This window comes from Mesorhizobium sp. M7A.F.Ca.CA.001.08.2.1, from assembly GCF_003998455.1.
Classification (GTDB): domain Bacteria; phylum Pseudomonadota; class Alphaproteobacteria; order Rhizobiales; family Rhizobiaceae; genus Mesorhizobium; species Mesorhizobium ciceri.
Genome location: NZ_RZPW01000392.1, coordinates 1 through 5,757, shown reverse-complemented (window position 1 = coordinate 5,757; position 5,757 = coordinate 1). Strand labels below are relative to the sequence as shown.

Sequence of the window (5,757 nt, the reverse complement as noted above, 5' to 3'; positions counted from 1 at the left end):
GCGTCGGGCGGGCCCTGGCCCTGGAGGGCGCTTTCCGCGCCGGCGTCTTCGCCGCGGGGGCCTTCGACTTCGGTTCTGCGTTCTTGGCCATCGTACGATCCTGCCCTTTGGTTCGGAATTCAGCTTCTTGGCGGGAAGACGCCTTGCAGTGCGATGCAGAAATAGCAGGTGAGATAGGGCTGCATATTGTTGTGCGGCTGGTCGCCGCCGGCGGGAGCGAGCATTTGATCACTCATCGGAACCAACGCCGGCTGCGGACTGCCGGCGACATAGGCGAATGCGTTCACCGATCTGCCAAGCGACCGGGCCGGCGACGGAGCCCCCTGATCGGCGGGTATATTCGCCGCCATCATGCCATGCGAATGCATGGGAATTTCAGATTCGAGCAACGTCACCGTCTCCGAACCACCGGTTTCGCCGAGATCGTGCAGCGAAAGGCCGGGGCCATGGCCTGGATGCATCGGCGTCCGGCCCTGGAGGTCGGGCAGCGCAAAATTGGACTTGCCGTCGCCGCCATAGGTCGTGCCGAGCAGCGAAAATAGCGCCGTGTTCTGCGACAGCGGTAATAGCTGGCCGTCGCACCAGGCCCAGCCCTTGGGTGCGAAATTGAACGGAAAGATGCGGATTTCGGCGACGAACGGGTCGGCCATGGCGGTCCCTCTTTAAGTCTGCGACGGAAAGATTCCGAACAGCGAGATGATGAAATCGACGCAGAGATAGGGCTGGAAGTTGCTGTGCGGCTGGCTGCCGCCTATGGAATTGACGGCCACCGCACTCATTGGAATCGTGGGCGGCTGGTCTTTATACAGCAGGATCGCGCCGCTCATCTGGTCGAGCACATTACCTTGCGGATTGGAGCCGGTTCCCGTGTTGCCCGACGCGAGCATCGGGTGGCTGTGTGAAGGGATTTGGCTGATCGTCAGCGTGAGCTCTTCTACACCGCCGGTCTCGGCAAGGATGAAACCGTTGCCCTGATGGATCGGAAGGCGGCCGCGCAGGTCGGGCAGCGCGAATGTGCTCTGGCCATCGCCGCCATAGGTGGTACCGATCAGTTGGAAAAGCGTCTCGTTCTCGGAGATAGGCAGCAGCTGCCCTTCGCAGAACATCCAGCCTGCCGGCGCAAAATTTCCGGCAAACATACGGATCTCACCAACATAAGGCTGTGCCATGATCGCGTTTCCTCAGGTCGGCGACGGGAAAATGCCCTGCAGGGCGATGCAGAAGCTGAGTGTCAGGAAAGGCTGCATGTTGAGATGCGCCTGACTGCCGCCCTGATTTGCAATGGTTCCGGGATTGATGGATGTCAGCTGTGCGGGCTGGGTATAGGCATTGTTCACAGCCCCCAGAAACGCGTTGCCCGGAATCGGAACCGCGCCATTTGTATTCGTAGCCATTCCGAGATGCGTGTGTGTGGGTAGCTCCGAAATGGACAGCGTGTGCGCCTGTTCGCCACCCCGCTCACCGAGCGTATGGCCGCTGCCGACATGGATCGGCATGCGCCCCCGGTAGTCGGGCAAGGCGAAATTGACCCGGCCGTCGCCGCCAAACGTCGTTCCCAGCAACGAAAACAGCGCCTGATTCTGGTTTATGGGAAGGAGTTGCCCGTCGCACAACGCCCAGCCCTTGGGCGGGAAGACAAAGGACATGATCCTGATTTCCGAAAGAAACGGCTCAGCCACGCGTCCCCCCTCTATTTGAGCGCTGAGCCCACTATGGCATATTACATTAGCAAGTCACTACAAATCTTGGTGTGTGCCCGTATAAAATTCAGAATGCGCGACAATGTGTTCTTGTTGCCAAATTGTCTAAAGCTTTAATCTGCGCCGACTACCTATCAGAACTGGGTTGGTCAAAATATCAATATCCGCTAATATACCGGAATCTCCATCGGATACGGCTGTCGCATGAGAGACGGTGACGCCGCTCCTCGGCTGACGTAGTTCGCGATCGCTGTGAAATCGTACGGCGCGCCGGCAAACTATTCTCTCCATCGAATATGTCGACGTGTTGCCCTGGATGACCGAAGCCGAAGCCATGACTAGAACTGCGCGCCTCCGAAGAAACCGAAGCCGGCAGGCGTGTTTGGATCTCCAAAGGCAAAGACGTCTGGTGCATTGCTCCCGGTGACGACGTTCAAATTGGCAATGTAGGTCTGGATTGCCGTGAAGTCATATGGCGCGCCCGCATAATTGGGGCTGCCTATCAGGCCGACGCGCGAATTGCCTTCCTGTTCGATTGTAATGCCGGCGGCGATGGCAAAGCCCGCATTGGCTCCGATATCGACGTGGTTGGCGAGTGCACCGGCGCCGCCGAGGGTGATGTTGGACTTGTTGTTGTCCGGGGTGCCGCTGTTGGTGGTGTTCGAACCGGTCTGCACATAGATGCCCGTAAACGAATTCACCTGATCGAGCGTGTCGATGATGTTGCCCTGGATCACCGCGGTCATTGTTCCGCCAGCGCCGTTTTTCACCTGCGTATAGATGCCACCAACCGTGCCGTGGATCTGGTTGTTGGTGATGGTCGTGTTCGAATTGCCTGCGCCATCGTGGAACACCGCGATGCCAAAGCCCTGAGTCGAGCCGCTGCCGGCCACGTTTTGCGTGCCGATGGTGTTGCTGTTAATCGTGCCGACGAACGAGGCGCCGATGCCGGTACCCTTGGCGACCGCGATCACCGCGCCGTGCGATCCCGAGATCGTGTTGTTCGAGATGTTGTAGGTCAGGCTGACATTGTTGGCCGGGCCGCCGCCGCCGATGGTGAGGCCACCGCCGCCAGAAACAATGTTCTGGTTGGTGTTGTTCATCGTGTTGCCGGTCAACACAAGATCCGACGTCACCGTGCCCAGCAGGTTGAGCTGGACCATATCGCTCCTGGCGGATGTAACGGTCGAATTCTGGACGGTGGCGTTGAATGTGCCGCCGGTCGCCTGGAACACAATCGCGTCGTTTGACGCATTGCCCGCAGCCGCGTTGGTCGCGAATGTCGAGCCGGTGATGGTGAGCCGGTTAAGCGTCTGTGCGCCATCGTTGAAAACGTGGAACGCATCATACGCCGCACCGGTGAAGGTGGAGTTCGAAACCGATGCCGAACCGCTCAGGCCGGTGAAATAGACATTACCTTCGCCGATGCCGCCCACCGACGTTCCGACCGTGCCGTTGATGATCGTGTGGTCCAGCGTGAAGCCGGTGACGTTGGTTCCAGATATGCCGTAGTTCTGGAAATCGTTCATCTGCAGGCCGTTGAGCTGCACATCCTTCGTGTTGTTGAGGTAGATGCCGCTGCCTTGCGTCGTAGAGCCATCGGCGCCGGTCTTGTTGGCGATTACGCCGCCGCCGGTCGCGCCGACGTTGGCGCCATTTCCCGTCACATGCAGGCCGCCATTGCCGGCGGCGGTGCCGGTGTTGCTGAGGATGATGCCGTTGGCGCTGCCGCCATTCGATGTGATGTCGCGGAAGGTAACGTTGCCCGAGCCGATCTGGGTGTTGCTGATATTGAGCGCGGTGCCGTTGCCGCTGCTAATATGGTTGCCGGTGCCCGTCACGCTGACCGTGCCGCCGCCGGTGGCCCTGAAGCCAGCGCCGCCCGTGGTGTCGATGGTGAGATTGCCGCCGGTGAAGTTGAAGGTGCCGGTGCTGGTGCCGCTGAGGCTGATGCCGATGCCAGAGGTGGTGTCGATGTTGAGCACGCCCTGGAAGGCGATGGTGCCGCCGGTCTGGTCGATGATGTCGATGGCGTTCGACGTGCCCGTGGTGAGATTATTGGTTGCACCCGAGAAGGTGAAGCTGCTGGAATTGTCGTCGAGGACGATGGCGCTGCCGCTTGCGCCGCTATGGGTCAGATTGCCCGACAGCGTGACCAGACCGACCGAGTGATCCTGGATGTTGACGGTGTTGAATCCAGCGCCGGCGCTGATCGTGCCGCCATAGCTGATCGTGGCCGTGCCGCCGGTGCCGGCGGTTCCCGAACCGTCGCCAACCAGGAAGGCCACCGCGCCCACGCCTGTCACGCCGCTCAGGGCGCCGGTGGAACTCACCGTGCCCGTCGTCACATTGACCGTGCCGCCATTGATGGCGCTGAAGCCGGTGGTGCTGTTGGTGACGATGCCGATGTTGGCGAAGCTGACAGTCGAAGCCGTGGCGTTGTTGTTGATCGAAACCGCGGTGCCGGTCAGCGTCGAGACCGTGCCGAGACCGACTGCGCCGGTGAAGCTGACCGTGTTGACCGCCGTCGCGCCAGAAACGCTGATGCCGCTCGCCGTGCCATTTGCCGCGACCGACCCGGCAAAGGCGAAGCTGCCGCCACTACGGCCTGTTATCGTGACCGCCGTGCCGCTCGATGTGTCGGGGACGCCGACAAAGCTCGCCGCATCGAAGGTGATGGCCGCGTTGCCGCCGGTGACCTTGATCCCGCCGCCGGCGCCGCCCGTGACATCGACATTGGTGCCGGTGATCGTGCCCTGGGGGCCGGATGCACCGCCGAAGGCGATGCCGGTGCCGGTCGTGTTCGTGGTGATGTTGAGGTTGCTGAGCGTCGTCGTGCCGGTCGCGTTGCGGATGTCGAAGGCGATGCCGGTGGCGCCTGTGCTGCTGACGTTGCTGATGGTGGTGTTGGCCGCGTTGACGATGACGTCGCTGGCATTGCTGGAGAACGTCACATGGTCGATCGTCGTGTTGGCCGACGGCGTGATCTCGACACCGGCGGTCAGGAAATTCTTGATCGTCATGTTGCTGATGATGGTGCCCGTCGTCGTACCACCGCTATTGTCCTTGATACCGCGCGCCGCACCCGTCGGGCTGCCGTCGAGAATGAAGCCATCGATGATGTTACCGCTGGTGCCGAGCGTGATGGCGTTGCTGCCATTGCCGGTCGTCAGCGTCGCCGCGCCGTCCGGCGTCTGGTCGATGATCGAGATGCTGTTGCTGGAAAGCTGAATGGTGGACGGCACCGCCAGCGCCAGATTGATGGCGCCATTGCCGAAGCCACGCACCTGCTCGCCGGCGCCAAGCACCAGTGTGTTGTCGGCATTGGTGCCCGCCGCGCTGATAACGCCGCCATTGTTGACAAGGACGAGGATGTCGCTGGCGACGGACGCCGCTTCGGCCGTCGAAAGCGTCGCCAGATTGCTCTGGTCGCGGCCGGTGCCGTCGCCGCTGGGGCTGGCGCCGACGAAATAGATCTTGCCGACGCCGAAGCCGAGGCCCGGGCTGGTCGTGAGGTTCACATCCTGGAAATTGTAGGTGCCGGCGACCGGCGCGCTGGCCGCATCGATGCCGACATTGGCGCCGAGGGTCGAATTCTTGTCGGTCACCGATTCGCCGTCGCCATAAGTGAAGGCGAGATTGGTCGTGCTGCCGAGGAACACGCCGGTGTTGACGCCGGCAATGCTCGAGATGGCGCCGCCGGCTGCGGCATCGCCGAGGCGCACCACCTGGCCGCCAATGGCGCCGCGCAGGTCGACGCCGATCGAGGCGCCGGCGGCGGACGCGTTGGTGACGTCAAAGTCATTGGCCGTCACCGCCGCGTTGATCGTCGAGCCGTTGAGGTCGAAGGCGACGCCCGTCGTGCTGTTCAGGCCAATGTCGAGGTTGGCGAAGCTCAGCGCCGCACCCAGCGTGCCGCCGACGTCAACGCCGAACGTGGTGATGCCTTGCAGGTCGACCGTGCCCAGCGCGATGGCCCCGCCGCCAGACGAGGCAACGTTGTTCAACCCTATGCCGACGGATGCGCCATTGACCGATACGGAGCTCAGGTTGATGC

4 protein-coding genes are annotated in these 5,757 nt (G+C 61.9%); all 4 read right to left on the bottom strand.

Going from position 1 to position 5,757, the window contains the following annotated elements:
- Positions 1-119 precede the first annotated feature (119 nt).
- Positions 120-650: a phage tail protein gene (locus EN914_RS21630; protein WP_024504061.1), complete on the bottom strand. Its 531-nt coding sequence runs from the start codon at positions 648-650 to the stop codon at positions 120-122.
- Positions 651-662: 12 nt separating this feature from the next.
- Entirely contained in the window at positions 663-1,169 is a 507-nt protein-coding gene (locus EN914_RS21625) for a phage tail protein (protein WP_024504062.1), read from the bottom strand.
- A gap of 12 nt (positions 1,170-1,181) precedes the next feature.
- A complete protein-coding gene (locus EN914_RS21620; RefSeq protein ID WP_024504063.1) occupies positions 1,182-1,679 on the bottom strand; it encodes a phage tail protein in 498 nt (165 codons plus the stop codon).
- A 359-nt stretch (positions 1,680-2,038) separates the two neighbouring features.
- Positions 2,039-5,757 (bottom strand): beta strand repeat-containing protein (locus tag EN914_RS38370; protein WP_407067804.1); only part of this gene is annotated, 3,719 nt, incomplete at its 5' end.